A 1,096-nucleotide genomic window follows, 5' to 3' on the forward strand; every position below is an offset into this window, starting at 1 on the left:
TTGATGTGCTCTTGCTAAGGCTAAAGCATTGTCTGGCACATCTTTTGTTATCACAGACCCAGCTCCTACAAGAGAATTTTTTCCAATATTAACAGGTGCAACTAAAGAGGTGTTACTTCCAATAAAGGCTCCATCATCTATAAAGGTCTTGTTCTTTTTCTTACCATCATAGTTACATGTTATGGTTCCTGCACCAATGTTTACATTTCTTCCAACATAAGTGTCACCTAAATAAGTTAAATGCTGTGCTTTACTGTTGCAAGATATTTTAGCTTTCTTAGTTTCAACAAAATTTCCTATTTTAACGTTTTCTTGCAACTCTGTTCCTTCTCTTAGCCTTGAAAAAGGACCTATAGAAACATTTTTTTGTATTCTACTTAATTCGCATTCTGAGCGAATTATTTTCACATTGTCTTCTATAATACAATCTTTGATCCTTGTTAATGGACCTATTTCACAATCTTTTCCAATGGTCGTTTTTCCATATATAAATGTATGAGGATAAATTATTGTATCAGGGCCAATACTTACATCGGCAGAGATGTAAGTGGAATCTGGATCCTGTATTGTAACTCCATTCAACATATGTTTCTTTAAAATTTCATTTCTTATCTTTTTTTCAGCTTGCGCTAACTGAATTCTATCGTTTATACCTATAACCTCTGTTTCATTTTCTAACTCTACTACACCAACTTTTTCCAAATACTCAAAAACATCGGTTAAATAATATTCTCCTTGAGCATTTTGTGGAGTGATATAGTGCAAGGCTTCTTTTAATTGTTCTCCTTTGTAAACGGCAATCCCTGTATAAACTTCTTTTATTTGCTTTTCAGAAGTATCGGCATCTTTTTCTTCGACTATTTTGACAGATTTATCTTCGTTTTTTATTATGCGTCCATAACCAGTTGGATCCTCTAGTCTTACTGAGAGTATGGTCGAACTGTTATTATCTTTTAAATGTCTTTCAATGAGAGTATTTAAAGTATGGTAAGAGATAAAAGGTACATCACCGTATAGTATCAAAATATCGTTATCATCGAGAAATTTTTCTGCACAGATTACAGCATGACCCGTTCCCAACCTTTCTTTTTGCTCA

Annotated in this window: 1 protein-coding gene; it reads right to left on the bottom strand. The window is 33.4% G+C overall.

Going from position 1 to position 1,096, the window contains the following annotated elements:
* The coding region (gene glmU, locus AA81_RS13910) for a bifunctional UDP-N-acetylglucosamine diphosphorylase/glucosamine-1-phosphate N-acetyltransferase GlmU (RefSeq protein ID WP_103899368.1) at positions 1 to 1,096 on the bottom strand (1,096 nt) is incomplete at both ends.

The sequence above is a fragment of the Petrotoga halophila DSM 16923 genome (assembly GCF_002924615.1).